This is a genomic window from Nitrosomonas sp. Nm34 (assembly GCF_900113925.1).
Lineage (GTDB): Bacteria > Pseudomonadota > Gammaproteobacteria > Burkholderiales > Nitrosomonadaceae > Nitrosomonas.
Map to the genome: position 1 here is coordinate 42200 of NZ_FORD01000003.1, position 21280 is coordinate 63479.

Sequence of the window (21280 nt, forward strand, 5' to 3'; positions counted from 1 at the left end):
AACTTGACGCATTATCTCTATACTTTACGCATATCACCTATTAGTCATTTTTTATATGAAAATGAAATTAATCTTCTTATTTTTCAAGCGATGAGGCCGCTTGTATCGTTTCTACTAATCACTGCAGCTACAAAATCAATTAAGCTTTTTTCACCAAGTGCCGATAACTAAAACAGATTTAGTTGCAAAAATTAAACGAGCAAGGAAGTTACCGTCTATTTTATGCAATGAAATTCTGAAGAGCGCTGAATAATTGAATGTAATTAGGTGCGAGGGAGTTGTTCCAGCAATATCACTCCAGTTCGAAGCAGATTGCTGAACTGTCAGGTCGAGTTAATGATAGTTCTCATGAAGCTTTATGTGAATATCATATACCATATGCATCGATTTAATTAATAACATTCATGCGTATTTATCAATTCAATCGAAGGAGTTTTTAAATAATGGGACATGATTCATTAGGTGGTGGACACGGAAATGGGCATGGAAATGGACACGGAAATGGACATGGAAATGGGCATGGGAATGGACATGGAAATGGAAATGGGAATGGGAATGGGAATGGACATGGTAATGGGCATGGAAATGGACACGGAAATGGACATGGAAATGGGCATGGGAATGGGAATGGGAATGGGAATGGGAATGGACATAATGAACAAAACACTCTAAATCTTAAAGAGATATTAGATCAGCTTTTAAAGGATCATACTCCAGATCATGGTCATAAGGTTGATGCACATTTAGAATATCTTAACCAATCGAAAGATGTTGAGTATTTAGAATACACAGGAAATTCACAGCATTTACAATATTTAGAAAGCTCAGAGCATTCTCAATATTTAAATATTGATGTGGAAGATTATGAAATTCCTGCTTTGCATCAGCTTGATAGTGGTGGCTATGGTAGTGATTCTCTAGTTGGTGGCTATGGTGATGACATCATCAATCTTGGTGGGCTTGGTGATCACATTATTCAGATTAATAATGACCATCTACCCTTCCAACTCGGTGATATTCATGCTGGTGCAGATATGAACCTGTCCTTTACTCATGTTTCCCAGATCAATAATAGCTTTACCTTTGAATTCACGGATGGGAATTCATCGATTACGTTAGTTGGTGTATCTGCTAGCGAAATTACTACCCATCTGGAGATATTCAATTTGGTTTAATTAAATCAACATATGTAGCATATGTTCTAGATAGCCCGCAAGAAATATGCGGGCTTTTTTTATAACCCAAAAAAATTATTGTGTATAGACATTTCATATATTCCGATCGATAGAGATTTAATGACAAAAAATATATTGATGCTGGCAATACTTATTATATATGACTAAAGCAAGCATTTTGGTGTGAGCCTGGCGCTGGTGAGCCGCACATAAAATCAGCGGAAAAGAAAAAGAATGTCAAATATGAGGCATGGTCCTATACATAGCTCTATCATCTGCTTAATTCTTCACCGGCATAGCACAATTAGGAAACTTCGCTTTCTCTCGAATATCCAATTAATACGTAGTATTACCAAGAAAACACTTATGGCGTGCAATGCGAATCACAGGTTGATCTCCATATAACAGGATATCCTCAAATAGGACTGTCATTGTTTCGAAGATATGAAATGGCAAACCATGACACAACACACCCAATTGGTGTTAAAAGAAAGCTATGCCATATTAGCAAACTTTTATATCGTCGATATCGTTGAGCTTGACAATCTCAAAAAGATCGGAAAAGTTATTATGATCATAGACGCTTACAGAGATATCAAGACGAAACGCTATTGGGACGTTCCAGAAGGGATTGCTTGATGCACTTTACTTTAATTGCAGAAGGTCATCGCTATTATGCCAAACATTCTAATTACCGGTAGTAATCGCGGACTCGGCTTGGAGTGGTGCCGTCAGTATGCGGCGACAGGTTGGCGGGTTTTCGCCACTTGCCGATTTCCTGCACAAGCGGAAGAATTGCAACAGCTGGAAATCGAACACAATACCTTAACCATACATCGGCTGGATGTCACCGATTCCGATCAAATTGGCGCCTTGGCAAGAGAACTTGCGGACTATCCTATCGATCTCTTGATCAACAATGCGGGAGTTTATTTCGAGAAATACATTCAGCCAGAGCAGGACATTGATTATGCAGCCTGGTCCCACACTTTCTGCGTGAATACGATGAGCGCATTGCGCGTGAGCCGCACGTTCCTTGATCATTTGCGTCATAGTCAAAAGCGTTTAATTGTTGCAATCAGTAGCCACATGGGCTCCATTGCCGAGATCGAAAGTCCCGGTAGTTACTACTATCGCTCCAGTAAAGCGGCGTTGAATGCCACCATGAAGGGATTTTCATTAGAGCTAAGACCGCAGCAGATAGGAGTATTATTGCTGCATCCCGGTTGGGTACGAACGCGGATGGGCGGTCCGGATGCGCCACTGACTACCCAAGAGAGCGTCAAAGGGATGCGCGCTCTAGTCGACGCCTTTGCCTTGGCAGATAGCGGTCGCTTCTTCCGCTATGATGGCAGCGAAATCCCTTGGTAATAAGACAAACTGTACCAGGAATGATCTGTTGAGCCGCTTGAGTAGTTTAAGTTGGGCGGACCTGTCTCGCCACGGCGTAGGGAATTTGCGTTAAGCTGTATGCTTTATACATGCGTTATAGAAAAAAAGAGGTGTAATTTTTAATGCATAAAATGGTGTGGTGATGATGGGCAGAATCTGGGAGCTTTTTGAATCACGCGTAAGTCATCTTCGTTTTCAGGATGAAAAAGTAGAGCTACATTTTCCCTTTACCTACATTCATTTGGAACACAAGCCGGCTGTCGTCTGGAGCCAGGAGGTGATAATGCTTATGGAGCATGCTCAGCTTGAGGTACCGTTACCACCACTGCCCAATACTGTGATCGAGGGTTATTTAGAGCTGAACGGGAAACATTATGAGCCGATCCCGCTTCCGCTACCTCAGACTCATACTCATCCTCAAAAGCAGAGTAGCCGATTATATTTGCAATTTGCTGATGAAAGTGTACTGGCGTTACATGGAGAGCATTTGGAAATCAGACTGGTGGGCGAAAAGCTATTTTTGAGCGATCGATCATGAGATCGAAGAACAAAAATATTTGAAATATGGTTACAAATTTATTCGAAAAATAAACTCTAAAAAGATCAAGTGCTCATTCTCATAGCAGCTTTTATTTTCGCCATATGGTGCCATGAGTGACAATACTGAGCTGATTTGCTGGCTGCTTCACCCTCCATTTCTTCAGCGATCTTCTTCGTTACTGGCCAATTAATCATAAAACTTTAATAGCTAAGGGCTAAAAGCTAAGCAAATTAGGTAAGTATATTGTTTTGCTTGGTCGTAATACTTTATTACTCAAAATAATGCGCCACTTCTGTATTTTTCGGTATGTAGTCAAGTTGTTGCATTAATCTTTCAAGAAATGGTCGCTGCCCTTTCAGGATTTTCTTCTTAGCCTCCTGTACTTCAAACCATCGCGCTCTATCGACTTCAGAAAACTGCTGAATTTTGCCGCTCCTGGGTGGCCATTCCATGCTAAACAGGTTACTTACGAGGTTTGAAATGTCAAAATCATGTTTTAGAGCCCATGCATGCACTATTTTCCGACTAGGCTGTTTTATTTCACCCAGGTCAATAAACATGCCGTCTACTTCATGTCCTGTTTCCTATCGAAACTCTCGTTTAGCCGCAGCGAGCGGATCTTCATCTTTTTCATATATCCCTTTTGGGATTGACCATGCTCCCTCTTCCCTTTTCGCCCAGTGAGGCCCGCCAGGATGAACCAGCATGACTTGAAGCTTGCCATCAATAAAGCGGTACAAAATAATACCTGCACTTTGAATGCTCATGAGTTAACTCTACAAAACTCACTAATTATGTCGAGAACAAAATCTATATCTCTGCTGCCTTTCTAGACGCATATTTAGGCACCTATATCACCATTAAATGTAAGGTGAGAAAAGAAAAAGGAAACAAAATTCTAAACTTGATAAGGCAGCATCAAAGAAATTAACCTCTATATAACTACTTTTCCGGGGTAGGTGTTTCGGCTCCCGGGAAAATACCCACCCGAGCGATGCCATCGCTACCAATGACGCCGCGGTACATTCCTATGGTATTGAAGCACATGGCATGATTGCCTTCTGCATCCAACACAATCAAGCCACCATCACCCCCCATGGCGGCAATTTCTGCTAGCACATTATTGGCCGCATCGGCAATCGGTTTATGCTGTAATCGCACCTGTGCTGCCGTATGGAACGCAGCTGCCGCTCGAATGAACATTTCTCCCGTGCCAGTGGCAGATACTGCAACCGAGCGATTGTCCGCATAAGTACCGGCCCCAATGATCGGCGAATCTCCCACGCGTCCGAAACGCTTGTTCGTGAGTCCGCCCGTTGATGTACCAGCAGCGAGATTACCGTGACGATCCAGCGCCACGGCACCCACCGTACCGCGCTTTTCATGCTCGTCTGGCAATAGTACACCAGCATCGTGATCGCGCAGTACGTGTTCTTTGGCAATCGCTTTTTGTAACTGATCCCAGCGGAATTGTGTATAAAAATAAGATGGATCTACGATCGCAAGGCCCTGTTCAGCAGCAAAGGCTTCAGCGCCCTCGCCCATCAGCATCACATGCGTGCTTTTTGTCATCACGGCATGAGCAGCAAGGATCGGATTGCGGATTGTTGTGACCGCAGCAACAGCCCCAGCCATGAGTGTAGAGCCCTCCATAATCGATGCCTCCAGTTCGTTGCGGCCAGTATGGCTGAACACCGAGCCTTTGCCAGCATTAAATAAGGGGCAATCTTCCATCACCACGATTGCCGCAATCACAGCATCAATGCTGCTGCCACCTGCTGCAAGTACCGCATAACCCGCCATTAAGGATTGAGCGAGCGCCTGTGTGTAAGCGTGCTCGAGTTCTGCTTTCAACTTACCACGCTTAATAGCGCCAGCGCCACCGTGAATGACCAACCGGATGGGTGAGATATCAGCCATTACGGAGTTAATTCCCATTTTTCTCCCAAGATAAACGTATTGAGCTTGTTTTTAATATCCATGAATCATTCTAAAATTACCATTGACTACTTGATTATAGAAATCTCTTATAGAAATCTCTTCGAGATTTTCTCATTCTCCAAAATGGTAAGACTGCTGCGAAGTGTATTTTATGTCACTGCAAACACAAATACTGTGTTGCGCTCGTTGCAGAGAACTGCCCTGCGGTTCCATAAAGATCGGCGAGCGTCATGCCGGCCCTGCCTGCCGTATCAGGCAGGGCTGCATGGCAGCCCTGAACCAATCCGCTCGTCTAAGCACCGCCTCGCCACGTCAGCGTGTCTTCAAGAACTCCGTCAGAGCATGCTTCTCCTCGCTGGAAAGTTCTACACCAAAATAATGCCCTTGATTTTCAATCAAATCCGGGCAGAGATTAGCACCACTGTTGGGATCGATATGAGCGAACTGGGCAATAGGCGTTCCCACTGGTAGCGTCACAATACCGGATGGAGTTGGCAATTGCACTAAGTCGGTAGTCCGCTGGATCGACCCGGGTTCGTCCCGTTTGTCAGGGTTTAACAACAGATCCATCGCGTCCTGATAAGCTGTGATAAGGCTGGCGACTGACGGATCGCCAGGGTGGCGGCCCAATCGATTATTGTGGAAGAACGGGGCTGTTGCCCATATACCAACCAGGGGCATGTCACGGTAGAAACCTGGCCCGCCAGTAGGCCGCTCCTTATATTGGTCCGAGGAAAAAGCGGCCCAGATGTGTCCAGCCATCCAGTTGGTAGTCCGGGCGCGGCAACTGTTCGTACCAATTTCCGAGAATGGATGCATCAAATCATCGGAGAGCACGTTGTGCTTGAGAGAACGGTCTCCATCCGAGTGACAGGATGCACACGCGCGCGAAAAGACTTTCTTGCCTGTACCAACGACCTTCCAGTCGATAAAGTTAGCACCCTCCGGAGCATTCACCAGACTTGGAGGACGAGGCGTTTGCAGGAAGGCGCAGAGTTTTCCTACCGACTCCTCTGCCTTCAGCAGCTCAGGACATACCTGCCTGCACTCAGCAAGATCGATGGGCGTCTGACTTCCTCCAGGGCCATTAGCAAGGTGCCCAACCATGCACTCTGCCGCACACATACCTATGTTGAAATAAACCCGAATGGCTGCCTGCTCACAACCGATATCATCCTCTCCTCCCTGCCCGTTGCGATGAACACGAGCAGGCTCGCCATTCATAGTCACATCAAAAAATGGACGGTCCGGCACGGACCAGATCGGCGTAATCATCCCGGGATTATTGATGTGATCGTTTTCTAATAAGGTGGTATCTACGGTGCCTGGCGCCCAGCTGGAGAAAATCTGGTAGCGGGGATCGTGCGGTGAAAGGTGGCCTTTGAAGATTTTCCCGATCTGCAGAAACTGATTACCGACAGTGGGGTGAATATTTTCCTGCTGTGGACGGTTCGGGTTTGCAGGAGGACGCACAGGATCAAACCCCGCATGGCAAGCAGCACAAGTAACCCCAATGAGGGGCGCCCCTCCGGAAGGATTGGGAAATTTGCGCACCCCAATAACACCGGTAGACTCGGGATCAGCGCATTTATCGAGGTAACCGGTCAATGCATCGCCTGGAGTACAATCTGGGTCATTGATAACCCCATACTCGTCGAACCGGTTATCTCGTGGCGTAGTTAACATTTGATCAAAACCAAAACGGAGACTGAAAGGCGGGTTAGGCAAAATAATACTGAAGAAATGCTCACCACCGAACGTGCTCTTAAACCAAACGTCGCGTCCCTCGGCCACATCTTGACTGTTTCCTGCAAAACATGTCCCAAGGACAAGAAGTGTAATGAAGTACGCTGTAATAGCTGATAGCATTTTTTTCATATCTGTCCTCCTTAAAAACGGCATTTCCACCAAAGGATAAAAAAATGACCACCCTATAACAATAGAATGAATGAATGGTTAAATGCCACAATGTTAGGTTTAAACTTCTCCAGAAAAATTGTGCCTCGTTTCAATCTGGTAATGCTTTAATATTTTGATATAGTTTATTATCCCGAGTGAATAGTTTTTAAAAAATGAGCCGTATGCGTGTAATTGCAAATCGCAATTGGTATAAATATATTGCTATACTGCGTTATCTCTAACTATTCCCTCTCAATTCATAAACATCGATACTTTATACCTAATCATGTTTCTTCGAACTCGTCAAGAATTTGCTCGTATAACTGCCGATCAGCATCACTGAACAAAACAAAGCGGATATGCTTAACCATCAAAAGCCTGGGAAGCATATTGAAAATTGTCTGAAAGGCGATCCTGGTAGCTAATTCCAAGGGAAAGCCAAAAAAGCCCGTCGAGATTGCCGGAAAAGCAATAGATCGGATGCGATTATTCTCGGCCAATTGCAGCGCATTATGATAACAAGAGGATAACAACTCATCAGAAGGCTCATCTTTACCGTAGACTGGCCCAAGACAATGAATAACATAACGGTTTGGTAGATTATGTGCTCCGGTTATGACCGCCTGACCAGGCAGAATAGGTGCGAACTTGCGGCATTCCTCTTCGAGGCCGGGGCCTGCTCCCCGATGAATCGCGCCTGCCACCCCTCCTCCCATTTGCAACATGGCGTTAGCCGCGTTAACAATGGCATCCATATCAGCTTGAGCTGCAATATTCCCCTGAACACACTCAACCGTTACGCCGAAGAATTCACGCTTAATCATAAATTACTTCTCCCATCATTGGGTTAGAGTAAATTGATATCCTTAACCGCTTTACTCTTTTTATTCCATTGCTAAATCAAAACTGGCTTTGCCGGCTTTATCTTACCGTATGATCGATACTGTCTGCGGCTCGCCTTTACGCCTTTTTTGATTGGGAAATAGTATTACACTTCAATGACTAGCTGTTGCAGTTTACTCTTTGTCCACCTGCTGAGTCGTGTCAGCCAAACGGTTTAGCAGAAAGTCCAGGACGAGAACTTTGAGAGCAAATAATACCCACCCAGCTTCAGCAGATTGGCAGCGATGCCATTTTATGTTTAACAAAATCCAGCTTAGCTTTTTCTACCTATAGAAATGATTGGAAACTGCCTCAGTTAAAAAACTTTTGTGATCAAATTAAGACCAAAAGTCATCCAGCTTTTTGCACGTAAGGAGGGAGAATGCATGTTTAGCAATAATAGACACTACTTGCCTGTTTTAGCGTATCGACCGGCTGAAATCGCTACCACCGTATTAACACACCACCGGCGCATATTGTTGCATGGCCCACCTGGAGTCGGCAAATCGACGCTGGCTGCTCAGTTGGCACACGAACTCAACAAGGCTGGCCAAAGCTGTTATGGTATCTGTGCTGATCCCGGTTCACCTGCCTTTGGTTTTCCAGGCGCTGTTTCTCTCGCTAGATGGCAATCGGATGATTGGCAGGTGTACAGTTATGAAGCTATCTGCAGCCTCAATGCCGGTCGTTTCCGTCTGCCATTGGTTTTAGCGATACAACATCTTATCCCATCGTCTGATAACAACATACTGTTAATTGATGCCCCTGGCGTCACCCGTGGCGTTGCTGGCAGCGAATTGCTGCAAGGTTTGTTTGAAGTAGCAGCTGTTGATGCTGTGCTCATGCTTACTGCGGCTGGTCGACCTCCAGCGCTACTCGATGAACTGCGTAGCTTGACGAGTCATATCTTCATAGTCCCAGCCAGGGTGGAAGCCAGGCAACCCGGAAAACGTAGTCGCGCTCACCAGCGTACAAAACTATGGAATGACTACCTTAAGCAGGGTATTGAACAAACGGTCGATCTGACGCAAGTAAATATTATCGGCACACCACCTCCTTTAGGTGAAGTCAGTGCCTGGGCTGGAAGGCAGGTCGCATTATTGAATCGCAATCAGACACAGGTCATGGCCGAAGTGAAGCATTTGCACGGAAAACGGCTAACTGTCAGGTTGCCATACCTACCCCATGCTTTCGACAGTTTAGTGATCCGAGATACGCAGCGTTCGCTCAGCGGTCTAGTGGAAACAGCGGTACCGTTTGCGGCAGAACCGCTCACCTACCTGCCGGCCTCCAATACGAGCGACCCTCTCCTGCAACATAGTGGGATGCAAGTGATGGGGCGAGTCGGGCAAATCGATTTCTGTCTGGTCAACGGGATTCTTGGCGACCCACTATTGCACGTACGCTTGCGGCAGCAAAGGCGGAGCCTGTTGTTCGATTTGGGAGAAGGGGTGCGTCTGCCGGCACGCATTGCTCATCAGGTAACGGATGTTTTCATCAGCCATACTCATATCGACCATATTGGTGGCTTCATAATGTTACTGCGTTCACGCATTGGAGAGTTTCCACCATGCCGTCTGTATGGGCCGCCAGGATTGGCTCAACACATCAAAGGTTTTCTGCAAGGTATTCTATGGGATCGGATCGGTGAGCGCGCACCTCGCTTTGAGGTAGCAGAAGTACATATCGACCGTTTATTGCGCTTTCGCCTCCAAGCTGGCCAGCAAGCATGTGTACCGTTAGCCGAGATCAAGTTGGAAGCAGGCGTGATCCTGCAAGAGACGGGTTTTTGCATTCGAGCACAATTGCTAGATCACCACACACCAGTGCTGGCCTACGCCTTCGAACCGACGAAAGAAACCAATATCCGCAAAGATTATCTGCAAACACATAACCTGAAGCCAGGGCCTTGGTTGGCCCAGGTAAAAAAACACCTGTTGGCCGGAAATGACGAAGCAATCATTACTCTACCTGACGGCACGATGACCAGCGTGGCGGTTATCGCAACTAACCTGGTCCTGATCAAGCCAGGCAAGAAATTAGTTTATGCGACCGATTTTGCGGATACCGCAGATAATCGCCTGCGGCTACAGGCTTTAGCTCGATACGCCCATACCTTTTTCTGCGAAGCTTGCTTTATGGAAACAGATACCAGCCAAGCTACGCAGACTGGTCATTTAACTACACGCGCTTGTGGCGAAATCGCAACAGCTGCTGAAGTTGCCAGACTAGTGCCCTTCCACTTTTCCCAGCGCTATGCTGACCAGCTACAGCAGGTTTATGATGAGATACATGCTGTCTGCTCATGTGTTGTTATGCCGCCTGTTTTGCAACCTGTTGGGCGTACTAACAAGCAGGATGAACTATCCTAGCAAAACCAACCCTAGCTTGGCTGCGTCAGTAAAAACCAGGCAATGATCAGCATCTGCACCACGATGAGAGAAATGCAAAAATGCCCCCTATGCCATAAGCTTAACTCTTCCATTAAGCAGTCAACTGAAATCTCCAGGTTTCATCTTTTATGTCCCCGGTTTCCTGGTATCCCATCCTTATTTTTGACATAAAGACTGATCAGCTCTTATTTAGCAGTCACCTAGCTAATATCACTAGCAAAAATAGTGTTCTCCAATGTCAAAGTAGGCAAGAAAATTAAACTGTGCAGTTCGTTGACCAGGACGGTCTGCCAGTAAATCAGGACCGTACCACGAGGCATCCTATTCCCTGCCGGACCAGACTCTGGCAGGCAGTATGCGCTTCGTTTCTCTGCAAACCTACCAACTGGGCTCGATAGAGTTTGCGATTGCTAACCTCAACCTCAGTGACCACCACTTCACCTGCTACCCAGCGGGTAGCAGCTTGCGCCTGGGCCTGGGCTCGTTTATATGCCTGATAAGAACCGATTTGAATTCCCCATTTGTTGTTGCTATCCACCCCGGCAGCTCTCTGGGACGCAACAGTGGCTTTTGCCTGAACAGGTCGTTGCATCATGGCTGGCTCAAGCGTTCTTACCTGCGAGGAAGCCGGTTGGGAGAGAGGAGTCGGCATACTGGCTCTCATGGCTACCACTGACCTCGCATCCACCATATTGCTGACATTACGGGCTGACTTGGCCATAACTGATTGCGTAAAGCTGCGATCCAGCAACTGGGCCATATGCTGATCGCGCGAGGTGGCACTTTGTCCTCCCATTACCACCCCAATTACCCGCCGGTTTCCCCGCTTGGCAGAAGTAGCCACATTGAAGCCAGAAGCCCGGATAAAGCCGGTTTTCAGGCCATCTACACCGGGGATGTTACGTACCATACGGTTGTGACTATGATAAGTTATACCTTTGTAACGAAAGGATTGGGTCGAAAAATAATGGTAGTACTGAGGGAAATCCTTCATTAACCGCGTAGATAAGATCGCCATATCCCGGGCCGTAGTTCTCTGTTCACTGTGCGGCAGACCGGAGGCATTGCGGAAAATAGTGGAATGCATGCCAAGCTTGCGTGCTTTATCCGTCATCATGCGGCCAAAATTAGCTTCAGTACCCCCCAGCGCCTCGGCTACTACCGCTGCCACATCGTTGGCGGAACGGACAATCAATGCTGGAATCGCATCACGTACGCTAAGGACATCACCCGATCGTAGCCTGATATTGGTCGGTGGCATAGATGCTGCATGAGTCGATACCCGCATGGAAGTATCAAGACTCATCTTCCTTTTCTCCACCGCCTCAAATAACATGTAGAGCGTCATCATCTTGGTTAGAGAGGCTGGATAACGGCTGGCATCAGCATGTGACTCGTGCAGCACTTGAGCCGTATCCACATCGATCACGATGGAAGCATGGCGGGGATTCGCCTGTACCTGGCTTACCAGGAAGAGTAACAACAATACAGCAAGGGCAAAAAAACCTTCTCTCCTTGCACCTTTCATAGCAAACATGGAACCTTTCCTTTCTGCAATCATGCAAATCAATCAATCAATGAAGTTATCTATCGATGAGTCCACTCATCATCTTGTCTTGTCAATAGATCAAATGAAACATACTGCTACTGAATAGCATATAAATTATCTTATCTATGGTCGTAACCTACGCCGCAATCGCAATGTCTTGAAACAGCCCAGGATTTAGGAAAAACGTAAATCATAGGGCCGAACTTGGTACCCATCAGCCTTCAATGGCTGCTAAACAAATTACATACAAGTGGCAAACTTAAAGGATGGATATATCATCCTTTGCATGATCATCAAATAACCTGAGCTTTTTCCTTAGCCTGCTTATTTGCATATTTCAAAAGCTATGTTCCTTTATCGTTTAACGCCTGCCGAGCAGATTGCTCCATGCATTGATTTTTTCACACACTCCACGATCTAATTGGTTCCCACCATGGGTGCATAAATACAGCGAATCCTTCCCCATGGCAATTTAAAGTCAGGTCAATGCAATAGCCGTGATTTTATCCGAATTGTGGTTAAACGCCATACCTGATTTGTGGCTATTAATACATCTAATTATTTGCACTGATTCTCTACGGAAGGATTTAAGGACGCCTTTAAAAATTCAGCGTTCTAAACAAGACAAGACGAGAGCAAAAAATGTTGACGCAGCCTATCACTGATAGGTAAGGAAACATTTTTTTGTGAACAACGAAGTATGGTGACGAGACGGGGTAAGCAGGCAATCCGCAAAGCGGATGCTCGCAAATATGAATTTTTAGAGGTACCCTTAAGGCGTATCGGATGTCTATTATTCCATCGCCAAATCAAACCTGACACAAAGGCGAGCCGCAGACCGTATCAATCATACGGCAAGGCGAAGCTGACAAAGTCAATTTTGATTTAGCAATGAAATTACCACCTCATCGAAGGAGAATTGAATAATGCTGGAATCTTCTTTTCGTCTCGGCACTATTTTTGGTATCCGTATCGGCGTGCACTATATGTGGTTTATCGTCTTCTTTTTGCTAATCAGCTCACTTTTCGTTGTATTCAGAAATCCCATCCAGAATGGAGCAGTCATGACACATTTCTGACTGCTTTGCTGGCTACATTGCTATTTTCGTCAGCATCATCCTGCATGAATTAGGCCACAGTCTGGTAGCAATCGCTCACGGAATCAAGGTGCGCGCCATCACACTCTTCGTTTTCGGGGGAGTGGCACAAATTGGGAAGGATGCAGATACTGCTGCAACCGAATTCTTCATTGCGATTGCAGGGCCTCTGGGAAGCTTTGCTCTCGCGGGCCTCTTCTATTTACTTAAGCTTTGGCTAATGCCCTACAGCGAAACCGCCACGGCAGTACTCGAGTGGTTAACAACTATTAACCTTATAGTAGCCAGCTTTAATCTCATACCTAGTTTTCCAATGGATAGGGGTCGTGTTTTCCGTGCCCTGATATGGAAAATGACTGGAAATGCTGCTAAAGGAATGCAATGGGCTGTAATGAGTGGCAAGATAGTTGCTTATGGTTTGATGATGATAGGAATGCTGCTAGCCTTGCAGCCAGCCATGCTGGTCAATGGTTTATGGCTAATGGGGATAAGCTGGTTCTTGCTTGCCATGGCAGAGGACAGCAAGCGTACTTATTTCAGGGAGCACCTGGCTGGCCATGTCTCTATTGGTGATGTAATACAAAAAGAAGCCCCGATGATAACTGCAGATATGAGCATACTATCCTGGATAGATGAAAGCATGTTGTTAACCGGCCATCGTGCGTGTCTAGTAATTGAAGATAACCAGACTATCGGCTTAGTATCACTAAGTGATGTAGTTAAGTGTCCACGTGAGCAATGGTCCAGCACGTCAGTGCGCAAAATCATGACCCCGCTTAAACGCCTTAGTATCGCACAACCGACTAACAGCATCCTTGAGGTATTACAAATCATGAATGAGAATGGCATTAACCAAGTGCCTGTACTCGACCAAAGGGAAATTATTGGCTGGATCGATCGCGAACATATACTGAAGATTTTGCAATTACACCTTGATACCGGTCGTTAGCCTCGTCAATATGGCTCCGACTATCAGAATTTATCCTGTATGCCAATAAGAAATATAGCATCCAGCCGATAAATGGCTAATTGATAATGCCTCTGCCTATAAACTGGAAATATGAGGGTTTGTTATTGACGCACATAGATCGGTAAGCGTGGCTGCCACTGGCGCCATCCGCTTACCCCTTCAGGCAAGCGCTCATGCGCACCTAATACTAATACACCCCCTTCTAATAGTCGTGTTTGTAATTTATGTAGAAATTGCATTTGTCTCTCCAAGCTAAAATAGGTAAACACTAGGTTGCGGCATAGCACCAAATGATAAGATTGCATATCTATATCTTGCTCTACATCGCTTACCGAGAAAGTGACTAGATGCTGATAAATAGGAGAAAGACAATATCGATCATTGATTTGTCTGAACGCTTTTTGACGCCATTCAGGTGCTAAACTCTTCACACTACTAAATGGATAGCACGCTTTGCACGCCTGTTGAATCATGAGTGGCTCAATATCTGTTGCAGTAATCGAAATGACCACTTCTGGATAGCGATCTTGCAAAACAAAAGTCCAGAGTAACACTAGGCTATAAGCCTCTTCACCTCTGGCGCAACCTGCACACCAGCAATAGAAGTATTTTTCACCTCGTAGTTGCAGCTGAGCACATAATCGGGGTATTAATTCACTTTCAAGTCGGTTAAAAACGACTTTATCGCGGTAAAAACGCGAGATAGTAACATGACACAAGCTGGTCAGGATTTGCCATTCAGAGACATGGTTAAGCAAATAATCACGATAAGCCAATTCATCCACAAGACCTAACTGGTTAATACGCTGACCTATACGTTTACATACTTGTTTTCTAACCCGACGAAAACCTGGCCAACGCAGCTGCATTTGCGGCAGGGCCCACTGCAAGAAATGAATACAGGTTTCATCTTTCATAAATGTTAGCTATTTAATACTTGGCTTCCTTTTCCTGTTATTGTTTTAGCACTACTTCCTATAAAAACAATGCTCTTGCATCCAGTATATTGCAAGCAATTTAATCGCATTGTTAAAACTTTATCTGGCTGGATTAATAACGCGCAGGCCAGATCGCTTGCTCTTTTTTTTCAATATAATTATTGTATTAGCATGGAATAAAAATTGTAGGCTTATGCATTATTGCTTGTCTCTTTATTATTCTTTAGCATCAACATAAAACAAAACTGAACAGTTTGATTCATTGCTTCTGCGCTGCTTCAAGTGTCAATCATAGAATCGACACAAACATTAAGCCATACTCAACCAATTATTTGGTTCAGTATGGTTCTGACGCCAGAATATTTTGGCTAAACGGATGATGAAGTTTTTCGCAGGAACTAATTCTCAAGCTGAAATTAAATATTGAGAAAAAACCAAAGAGGGATTTCAATGGAGATTGCTGACAAAACACTGAAAAGAACGGCTCTGACGTCTGTAAAAAGCATGCTGGCTACCCCGTTAGCTGGCATGGCGACATTTTTATATGCTACGTGGCAATTGGTGGTAGAGCAGCAATTTTTCTTACGCATGTTGTTTGTGGAGCGAATGGGTAAACGCGGTGTAGTAAAACTGCCGTTAGGGTATGGAAATGTATTGGCGCTAAAGAGCATCATGTTGTGTCAACATCTCACTAATAATCCTAACCTGTTGCAAAAAATGCGTCGGCAAACAGAGCAGCGCATGCTAAAAAGATTGCAAAACTATAATCTACCACGCCGAGTTGTTTTAAATATTGCGCAATATCATCCTGGTGAGATTGAGCCACGCCAGTTTTACCATGAGCATGTCAAACGCGCCGTTCCATGCATTTTACGTGGCTTTGTAGAAAATGCACCCCAGGACTGGACACTCGCAAGATTAGCGGAGCGATTTCCAGACACCATAGTGCAGGTTCTGGACAAGAACGCTAAGAAAATGATTAACACATCACTCAGCGAAGTTGCACTCGATCGCCGCCGTAATTTCATTCCGCAACAATTATTGCTCGACCAAAACCCAGCCTTCTACCATTATTTCGGTATTCCACGGTCACATGCTTATTTCCCCGTGATGGGCCGTCCATCCAAGCCCATTCTGAGTTTTCTTATACTTGGTTTGGGTAAAGGGTTGAACGCTAATTACCACTGCGAGGAAGGTCTCAACTGGTATCAAGCTGTATCAGGATCCAAGCACTGGACGTTGATTGAATCCGAGTATTCGTGGTTGTTATATCCAGCTGCACGTGGCAATGGTATGCGTCGGTTTGCAGATTTTCGTGCTGATGAGCAAGGCGAACCAAGCGATCGTAATACGTATGCATTGGTGGAATACGCACCGCGCTATGAATTCGAGCTGCACCCAGGAGATGTTTTATTTTTTCCAGCGTGGATGTGGCACAAGACCATCAATCTAGATGAGGAAGGATTAGGGATTACTTGTCGATACAGCGCGCCAGCAGTGATGTCGAACAGGTATTTCCGTGGCCTGCAGCTGCTCTCCGCTGGCTTCTGGAAAAGCTGCGTTGAAGTTATCAGCAGCAGCATACGCGGCAATATTGGCGATCTAGCCAAAGACACTGACCACAACGAGCAGGAAACCCCACTCTACTGAAAAAGACCTGGCTGCTATTTTTCAACAAAACTGAAATTAATCAGCCCGTTTGACTTTTCTTGATCGATTAACCACGAGTACATAATGACGGAAAAACTGCTATCTTTATATGATGATAAATACCGACAAAAAATATCATGGCAAAAATGATGCGTGCTGTACGGTTTTTTACTCTTCTTGGGATCGCTTTGTTTCTGTCATTCCCCATTTATAGCGATGTGATCCCAGATGACTCATATATTGCAGGTTATGCCACAGGGATGCTCAAACGTGATTTTCAACTTGATCTCTCTTCCCTGGTGGTACGCAACGGTGTGATTACTTTGCCAGTCGGTAACTTGCCACCTGAAGATCGTGCTCAAGTTCAACAAATGTTATCTGAAATTCCGGGAGTCACCGGTGTCGAGTTAATTGAGGGTGATCATCAACAAAAGCTGGCGGTTTTGCCACCGCCAGCTAAACAGCAAGTGCCGGTAACTCCGTCTGGTAAAGTTGTGGGAGTTTTTCCTACGGGCTTTCTACCAACCGGTCATTTATTTTTGCCCTTATTGGCCGATCCACGCTGGGCACATTTCTCTGCCAGCTATCGCAACTATGTAGGGGCCGATATTGATGGAGAAAATAATGGGGCAGTCAGTTTCGGCGAAACTATCCCCTTCTATCGCGCCAATCTTGGCCAATCCACTATCCAATGGGAAGCAGGACTGCAGGCGGGTGTTTTTAGCGACTTCAATCTTGATGCAAAGTCTTCCGATCTGATCAATACTGATTTTATTGCTTCTATCTACTCAAGCATGCGCATGAGTCAACTTTCCGCTTTTGCCCGCATTTTTCATCAAAGCTCGCATCTTGGCGATGAGTTTTTACTGAGAACCCAGCTGGAGCGCGTCAATCTGAGTTATGAAGGGGCTGACCTCAAGCTTTCATATGAGTTCCCATACGGAATCCGAGTCTATGGCGGAGGGGGAGGTATTTTTCATAAACATCCTTCAACCATTAAACCCTGGTCAATTCAATATGGGCTTGAATTCAGAAGTCCTTGGCGTCTTGATTTTGCTGCAATGAGACCTATACTAGCTGTTGACTTAAAGAATCACCAACAAAACGATTGGAACGTGAATGTATCCGCCAGAGCCGGGTTTCAGTTCGACAACCACCATGTATTTGGTCGCAAACTGCAGTTTCTGATAGAGTATTTTAACGGTAACTCTCCTACTGGTCAGTTTTACAAAGAGAAAGCTGAGTATCTCGGAATTGGTGCACACTATCACTTTTAACTTAAAAACCAGTGAGTGTACAGAGCAAAGGGGAAGAAATCAGTGAGGCAGGCTGAGACTATATTACATAGCTTTGAGCTAGCCCTTACTAATCGTTACCATTCCAGCATTGCTGATTATTTCATCAACTCACGCATGAGGCTGTTCACGTCCACTGGCGTTCCCAAGCGACGAGCAACCTCTAAAATTTGGCCGGGTCTGGGTTTGACTAAATGGGAACATGCTTTCGAGTTTGCGTAAATGCTGTCTTGACAGTAAGCCGGTCTTGCACCCGAGCAGGCAGATGTATTGGCGTAGCTAGAACTGCTGCAATAGGATGGGTGCGATACAAAACATGCACCGGAATTGGCGTAGCTATCGCTTTCACAATAAGCTTCGTTAGCCAGGAAGCAGGCGCCTGAATTGGCGTAGCTCGAGCTACTGCAATATATTGGATGTGATGTGAAGCACGCACCCGAATTCGCATTGCTATCGCTTTCACAGTAAAATGCATTCATCAGGAAACATGCTCCTGAGTTAGCAAAGCTTGTACTATCACAATAGGAGGGATGCGAGGCAAAACATGCTATGGCATCAGCATGGGTAGTACTTTTACAATATTCTGGCAGCTCAGTAGAAAATGTATAACCATTGAACAGATTCAGAAGCAGAAACAATAGCATGAGCCGCCAGATACTTCTCATCACCCACTCCGATATGTCTCTTAAACTTTGTCTTGAACCTTAACAGAGCACTCATTCACTCAACACCCCCAACAGCATCAACATAACCAAGCATTAGGTTGTCAGCCAATTAGCTGAGGGTTAAATCCATTTGAAATTTCCAATAAAAATCTTGGAACTTCCTCGTTCAATTGATCCCGTCAATTTAATCAATCATTCAAGTAGAATAATCAGATATTGACTGTTAGCAGTACTATTTTCTGGGAACATTTCCCAGACAGTGAAAAATAAGTCATAGACAACAGATCAAACGTCAGCATTGTGTGGCGTATCTACATTTTGGGTGGGCATCAAGCCAGATCGATCAGCTGTAACCCTGCAGTGTGGCTTATCATTAGCAATATCAAAATCATTTTGCAAGTGAAATGGCTGCAGGTTTTCCAGATGATCAGGATTACCTGGTTTAATATTTACAATCTTCCAGCCATATTCTGACTTTGCATTATTATAATTTTGTCGATTTATCCATGCCCCACATTGGTCCTTGCGCCACTCGGATATATCTTGCTCTTGCGTCCCTCTTCCTTTTTCCCAGACTGCCTGTACCAGATTAACATCAATAGCCATAGTCTTCTCCTGCAAAAAGGTTCTTTAAATATTTTCTAATGATCAGAACGAGTATTTTCCGCACTGCCATGCTTAAAATTTATCAATCCTATTTTTCAGCCTCTCATTAGAATTAGAATACTGGATAAGCAGCAAATTCCATCATGCAGATAACAAAGGAAAGTATCAGCAATATATGGCTTATCTCCTGCTGTGCTCTGAGAAGCACAGACTGAGCATTTACCACTGAGAAATGATCGACGCTGGCGCATGCCATTCTCACGACGCCAGACGCAAAGAAACTCGCTCTATCTGCGGCTCGCCTTAACGTCATTTTTAATTTAGAAATGGAATAATGAGTAATCACCGCCGCACTACTGAGGCTGTCACCACCAAGCTTGCGATCACCGGAGTTAAACCAGAGATTCTGCCGGAACACAAAGGCAAAATTGGCAGAAAACTACAGGGGCAGGCAGAAAGATCGCTATGATGGGCGATGACATCGACGATGTACCCGCATTAGCTGCGGCCGATGGAGGCATTGCTATGGGAACAGGTACTGATGTCGCTATGAAAAGCGCGGGCATTACGTATCTCAAAGGCGGCCTGTCCGGTATTGTTCGCGCTCGCAAGCTATCCATGGCAATCATGAGCAATATCCGACAAAAACTGGTCTTCGTGTTTATTAACAACGCTGCCGGAGTACCCGTAGCAGCAGATTAGTAATACTTTGAGATTACAGTTCGTTTCTCTCGAGTAATCGGCCGATAACGTTGCTGCAATACATAAAAATTATCAGAATTTTTTTCAATTTGAGTTAGCCAAATTACTTTCTGGATCATTCCTCAACATGTTTGACAACATATAGGATTCTGGGTACATTCCGGCTAGATTAAAAAAATATTTAAATTAACTTTCCTTCCAATGCAATGATATTAAAAATAACGCGCTTCTCGAATGCATGCACTCGAAGCAGCATAGGAAGCTGCCGATCAGTGCTGTAATTACGGAAAGCGTCAGTCGATGTGGTGCAGTCTTGAGAGCCTTGGCGCATGAGTTATGGATTAAACATTTTTTGAATAGCTTACCTAAATCGTGCGTTTCCAAGGGAGTTACATTGATACTTATGTCCAGAAGAAAAATCGTATTACTATCGGCCACCGTTAAAAATCAATTATACGGGGCCAGACTCATCGTGCATTCATTTGATAGGTATCCCATATTACGCACTGCTATGCACCCTGCTTTCCGATTGCTCGCTAATTGTTTTCGATACTCTCTCGTGCTAGCTTTGTTTATTTGCTTTGAAGCATTTGCCCAAGGAGCGCGCAATATAGAAGGGTGCAATATCCGGCGAGGCACGTTTTGTGTGGATATGAACCTGTATGGGAGCGATCTGCAAAATGAGAATCTGGCAAATTCCCAGTTCACTCGGTCGATACTTTCCAAAGCGAATCTGACTGGAGCCAATCTGAATGAAGCGAACCTATCGAGTACTCAACTACACGAGGCCAACTTGAACCAGGCCTCACTGGTAAAAACGAATGCCCGGGGCGCACGTTTCAATGACGCCCAACTGGTAAAAGCGAATCTGCAAGGGGCCGTTCTACAAAATGCGGATCTCAGTGGCGCTAATTTAACAGGGGCCATGCTGACCAACGCAGATCTCACCAACGCGAAGCTTAGTAATGCCATACTCGATAATGCCGATATTCAGCGTGCTAATATGCGCGCAGCCCATTTGCGGGGAGCATCTCTGGTTAACGCTAATTTGCAGGGAGTAAATTTTACTGGTGCCGATCTGACTGACGCAGATCTGAGTGGAGCCAATCTCGGGCAGACTATTTTTAACATGACACGTACGAGCGGATGCAAGAACTGCCCCTAAAGCGTGCGATGCTCCTCCAACTCTTGTGTATCAGCAGCATATAACTCGAATAGCGCCTGAATTTACCCCTCGAATCTTTGTAACCAGATTGATTAAATAAATGATGCAGATTCGCGTCACCGCTGGTCGGCAATAGCGAGTGAGGGAGCTATCATCACGACGGTATCACGACTCCTGCTATTCATTATGTGAGTTCGACATAAGAATCATCACATCACGATTGGAAGAGCTTGAGGGAGTCTGATATTAAGCGAGAGTTTCTTCTCATGAATAATGAGGGAAATTTTTCTCTAAAATCGCTTCACCATAAGGAATTCAGTTTCCCTTTACAGCTTTTTTTATTCCGAAATCACGTTGAATATGGCAAAAAAAATACCGCTCGAAGGCGGCCTTAAGTAAGTAGTTTGTCATGCCAACAAG

The 21280-nt window shown here is 45.2% G+C and carries 21 protein-coding genes; 12 read left to right on the plus strand and 9 right to left on the minus strand.

Annotated features, from left to right (window positions below; genetic code table 11):
- Positions 1–443 precede the first annotated feature (443 nt).
- The 4 genes from BM283_RS18565 (at position 444) to BM283_RS02115 (ending at position 3105) form a co-directional block, all read left to right on the plus strand.
- Positions 444–1175 carry a hypothetical protein gene (locus BM283_RS18565; RefSeq protein WP_175491997.1) on the plus strand — a complete coding sequence of 244 codons (732 nt, stop codon included), beginning with the start codon at positions 444–446 and terminating at the stop codon, positions 1173–1175.
- Positions 1176–1634: 459 nt separating this feature from the next.
- Positions 1635–1814 (plus strand): hypothetical protein, encoded by a 180-nt coding sequence (locus BM283_RS02105; protein ID WP_139225168.1) that lies wholly within the window; start codon positions 1635–1637, stop codon positions 1812–1814.
- A gap of 36 nt (positions 1815–1850) precedes the next feature.
- Positions 1851–2546, plus strand: a complete 696-nt coding sequence (locus BM283_RS02110; RefSeq protein WP_090688633.1) for an SDR family oxidoreductase — start codon at positions 1851–1853, stop codon at positions 2544–2546.
- A 163-nt stretch (positions 2547–2709) separates the two neighbouring features.
- Entirely contained in the window at positions 2710–3105 is a 396-nt protein-coding gene (locus tag BM283_RS02115) for a hypothetical protein (protein WP_090688636.1), read from the plus strand.
- 272 nt (positions 3106–3377) lie between these two features.
- Here the strand turns inward: BM283_RS02115 and BM283_RS19815 are convergent, their stop codons facing one another.
- From BM283_RS19815 to BM283_RS02135, 5 genes are all read right to left on the minus strand, one after another.
- Positions 3378–3668: a hypothetical protein gene (locus BM283_RS19815; RefSeq protein WP_254776092.1), complete on the minus strand. Its 291-nt coding sequence runs from the start codon at positions 3666–3668 to the stop codon at positions 3378–3380.
- Positions 3669–3692: 24 nt separating this feature from the next.
- Complete coding sequence (locus tag BM283_RS19820; protein WP_254776094.1) at positions 3693–3875, minus strand: NUDIX domain-containing protein; 183 nt, start codon at positions 3873–3875, stop codon at positions 3693–3695.
- A gap of 175 nt (positions 3876–4050) precedes the next feature.
- Positions 4051–5046, minus strand: coding sequence for an isoaspartyl peptidase/L-asparaginase family protein (locus tag BM283_RS02125; protein WP_254776095.1), 996 nt, complete (start codon positions 5044–5046; stop codon positions 4051–4053).
- 315 nt (positions 5047–5361) lie between these two features.
- Positions 5362–6927 carry a c-type cytochrome gene (locus tag BM283_RS02130; RefSeq protein WP_090688644.1) on the minus strand — a complete coding sequence of 522 codons (1566 nt, stop codon included), beginning with the start codon at positions 6925–6927 and terminating at the stop codon, positions 5362–5364.
- Between the two features lie 305 nt (positions 6928–7232).
- Positions 7233–7772 (minus strand): macro domain-containing protein, encoded by a 540-nt coding sequence (locus BM283_RS02135; RefSeq protein WP_217646410.1) that lies wholly within the window; start codon positions 7770–7772, stop codon positions 7233–7235.
- Positions 7773–8216: 444 nt separating this feature from the next.
- Here BM283_RS02135 and BM283_RS02140 point away from each other — a divergent pair, with 444 nt between their 5' ends.
- Complete coding sequence (locus BM283_RS02140; RefSeq protein ID WP_090688649.1) at positions 8217–10202, plus strand: nSTAND3 domain-containing NTPase; 1986 nt, start codon at positions 8217–8219, stop codon at positions 10200–10202.
- Between the two features lie 319 nt (positions 10203–10521).
- Here the strand turns inward: BM283_RS02140 and BM283_RS02145 are convergent, their stop codons facing one another.
- Positions 10522–11760: a D-alanyl-D-alanine carboxypeptidase family protein gene (locus BM283_RS02145; protein WP_090688652.1), complete on the minus strand. Its 1239-nt coding sequence runs from the start codon at positions 11758–11760 to the stop codon at positions 10522–10524.
- A 938-nt stretch (positions 11761–12698) separates the two neighbouring features.
- Between BM283_RS02145 and BM283_RS18570 the strand changes: the two genes are divergently transcribed.
- A complete protein-coding gene (locus tag BM283_RS18570) occupies positions 12699–12851 on the plus strand; it encodes a hypothetical protein (protein ID WP_175491998.1) in 153 nt (50 codons plus the stop codon).
- 22 nt (positions 12852–12873) lie between these two features.
- Positions 12874–13818: a site-2 protease family protein gene (locus BM283_RS02155; RefSeq protein WP_302848273.1), complete on the plus strand. Its 945-nt coding sequence runs from the start codon at positions 12874–12876 to the stop codon at positions 13816–13818.
- A 122-nt stretch (positions 13819–13940) separates the two neighbouring features.
- On the opposite strand, the gene BM283_RS02160 is transcribed toward BM283_RS02155, so the two are convergent.
- Positions 13941–14756 (minus strand): CheR family methyltransferase, encoded by an 816-nt coding sequence (locus tag BM283_RS02160; protein WP_090688660.1) that lies wholly within the window; start codon positions 14754–14756, stop codon positions 13941–13943.
- 471 nt (positions 14757–15227) lie between these two features.
- Here BM283_RS02160 and BM283_RS02165 point away from each other — a divergent pair, with 471 nt between their 5' ends.
- Both BM283_RS02165 and BM283_RS02170 read left to right on the plus strand, forming a co-directional pair.
- Positions 15228–16427: a cupin-like domain-containing protein gene (locus BM283_RS02165; RefSeq protein ID WP_090688663.1), complete on the plus strand. Its 1200-nt coding sequence runs from the start codon at positions 15228–15230 to the stop codon at positions 16425–16427.
- 137 nt (positions 16428–16564) lie between these two features.
- Positions 16565–17704, plus strand: coding sequence for a DUF1207 domain-containing protein (locus BM283_RS02170; protein WP_254776097.1), 1140 nt, complete (start codon positions 16565–16567; stop codon positions 17702–17704).
- A gap of 208 nt (positions 17705–17912) precedes the next feature.
- On the opposite strand, the gene BM283_RS02175 is transcribed toward BM283_RS02170, so the two are convergent.
- Positions 17913–18197, minus strand: coding sequence for a hypothetical protein (locus tag BM283_RS02175; protein ID WP_090688666.1), 285 nt, complete (start codon positions 18195–18197; stop codon positions 17913–17915).
- Between the two features lie 475 nt (positions 18198–18672).
- Positions 18673–18993 carry a hypothetical protein gene (locus BM283_RS02180; protein WP_090688669.1) on the minus strand — a complete coding sequence of 107 codons (321 nt, stop codon included), beginning with the start codon at positions 18991–18993 and terminating at the stop codon, positions 18673–18675.
- A gap of 334 nt (positions 18994–19327) precedes the next feature.
- Here BM283_RS02180 and BM283_RS20310 point away from each other — a divergent pair, with 334 nt between their 5' ends.
- The 3 genes from BM283_RS20310 (at position 19328) to BM283_RS02190 (ending at position 20860) form a co-directional block, all read left to right on the plus strand.
- Positions 19328–19462, plus strand: coding sequence for a hypothetical protein (locus BM283_RS20310; protein ID WP_302848272.1), 135 nt, complete (start codon positions 19328–19330; stop codon positions 19460–19462).
- Positions 19459–19695, plus strand: a complete 237-nt coding sequence (locus tag BM283_RS02185) for a hypothetical protein (RefSeq protein WP_090688672.1) — start codon at positions 19459–19461, stop codon at positions 19693–19695. The genes BM283_RS20310 and BM283_RS02185 overlap by 4 nt, the downstream gene beginning before the upstream one ends.
- Before the next feature lie 403 nt (positions 19696–20098).
- Positions 20099–20860, plus strand: a complete 762-nt coding sequence (locus BM283_RS02190) for a pentapeptide repeat-containing protein (protein WP_217646411.1) — start codon at positions 20099–20101, stop codon at positions 20858–20860.
- Positions 20861–21280: the final 420 nt, after the last annotated feature.